The organism is Vibrio sp. OPT46, assembly GCF_015163535.1.
In the GTDB taxonomy this organism is placed as follows: Bacteria; Pseudomonadota; Gammaproteobacteria; order Enterobacterales; family Vibrionaceae; genus Vibrio; species Vibrio alginolyticus.
Genome location: NZ_JADDYG010000093.1, coordinates 54665 through 56184 on the forward strand (window position 1 = coordinate 54665; position 1520 = coordinate 56184).

Consider the following 1520-nt stretch of genomic DNA (forward strand, 5'->3'; position numbering starts at 1 on the left):
TCAATTAAAACAAAGCGGGAACTGGTACTCCCGCTTTTTTAACATGACCAAACTCTGTTATTTTCTCTGCTTATTGATTTAGGCTAAACCTCGATCACCCACCTCATCTGGCAACTGTTGCAAAAGCCACTCTCTAAAACGCTTGACGCTTGCTGGGATTAAACCTCTATTTTTAGGTTCAAGCATAGAGAAATTGGAAGGTGTTGAAAGCACGTGTTCGACTGGCCTAACTAAAGCACCGCTTTGTAAATAGTCGTCCACTAATGATCCCCAGGCTAACGCGATGCCTGACCATTAATTGCCGCTTGTAACAGCATTGGATAGTTATTGATGTTCATGCGATTACGAGGCGAAATATTTGGCAATCCTACACTCGCAAACCACTGCTCCCAGTTCACCCAATCTCTTTGAGACTCTTCCAGATAGAGTAACGTTTTATTGAAGATTTCTTCTGGCTCATTAGGCTGGCCGATTTTCTCTAAATAAAGCGGACTACACACAGGGAATACTTCTTCAGAAAATAGCGTTGTCACGTCCATTTCTGCAGGTGGAGTGCGACAATAAAACAAGGCGATATCGCAATCTAATCGGCGTAAGTCCAACACATTATCTGAGGCCAATATCCTTATATCGATGTCATCATGTTCATTTTGAAATTGAGCAACCTTAGGCAACAACCACAAGGCTGCCATTGCATTTGTCGTCGCAACCGTGATCTTTTGTTCGCCCTGCCACTTCTTCACTTCACCCGTGATTTGAGCAATATCGAGCAAAGATTGGCTGACAGCTTGATAATATTGAAGACCTGTAGGCGTTAAATTAATGCTTCGATTGGCTCGCGTGAACATAGCCTTGCCTAAGTATTCTTCTAATTGTCTAATTTGGCGACTGATAGCACCTTGGGTCACGTTTAGTTCGTCAGCGGCTAATGTAAAACTCAAGTGCCGCGCCGACGCTTCAAACGCAACGAGGCTATTTAAAGGTGGGAGGGGTTTGATTTTCATGTATCTTCCAGTAAGGCAGTATTGTAATTATTTTTATTCCCGGCAATCTTATGTTGCACGTGGATAATGCCATTCTGGACAACACCCCAAAAACGACAATTTATAAATGATAAAAAATAGAGATGAATCATAAATTGTTGTGAGAGAGACTGCCGTATACAGTTTCGTGGCTACAACGAGCACAAAAAGAGGAGCAGTTACTCCTCTTTTGCCTAGCCTTTTGCTCACTTTCTTCGAGTTAGCCCATTTACCCTATTGCCAATTTAGTGCTCGCGTAACGCGCTTTTTTCTTTCTTGGACTGGCTAAGAAGTACGCCAAAGTAAGGGGGCCTAATCGTCCCATAAACATCATGAAGATGATCACTAACTCACCCGGTTCGGACAAACTGCCCGTTAAGCCTCGCGACAAACCAACCGTACCCAGTGCCGAGACCGCTTCGAACATAATATCTAACATAGACGCTTTCTCTGTCAGTAACAGCGTGAATATGGCAAACCAAGTCACGCCCACCGAGA

At 43.6% G+C, this 1520-nt stretch carries 2 protein-coding genes; both read right to left on the reverse strand.

The window, feature by feature from the left end; all coding sequences use genetic code 11:
• Positions 1-275: 275 nt before the first annotated feature.
• A complete protein-coding gene (locus IQR33_RS04475) occupies positions 276-1004 on the reverse strand; it encodes a LysR substrate-binding domain-containing protein (RefSeq protein WP_228010093.1) in 729 nt (242 codons plus the stop codon).
• Positions 1005-1251: 247 nt separating this feature from the next.
• Positions 1252-1520: potassium transporter TrkG (locus IQR33_RS32315; protein ID WP_322631751.1), on the reverse strand; the 269-nt coding region annotated here is incomplete at its 5' end.

Coding starts and splice junctions, on each gene's coding strand:
- IQR33_RS04475 (WP_228010093.1), bottom strand. CDS start 1,004: ATGAAAATCAAACCCCTCCCACCTTTAAATAGCCTCGTTGCGTTTGAA.